This window comes from Pseudomonas juntendi (genome assembly GCF_009932375.1).
GTDB classification, from domain to species: Bacteria; Pseudomonadota; Gammaproteobacteria; order Pseudomonadales; family Pseudomonadaceae; genus Aquipseudomonas; species Aquipseudomonas juntendi.
In genome coordinates, this window is record NZ_BLJG01000458.1 from 1 (window position 1) to 240 (window position 240).

The 240-nt window shown below is 65.0% G+C and carries 1 protein-coding gene; it reads left to right on the plus strand.

Annotated elements, in window-relative coordinates:
- The coding region (locus GYA94_RS26715) for an amino acid permease (RefSeq protein ID WP_161893459.1) at nt 1–240 on the plus strand (240 nt) is incomplete at both ends.

Here is a 240-nt window from a genome sequence, read left to right on the forward strand (position 1 = left end):
TCCAATGCCATTGCCACCGCCGGCCCGGCGATCCTCTTCTCCTACGCCATGACCGGCCTGCTGGTGCTGCTGGTCAGGCGCATGCTGGGTGAAATGGCCATCGCCAACCCCAACAGCGGCTCGTTCTCGACCTATGCCAGCGAGGCCATCGGCCCGTGGGCCGGGTTCACCATCGGCTGGCTGTACTGGTGGTTCTGGGTACTGATCATTCCGGTCGAAGCCATCGCCGGCGCCGACATC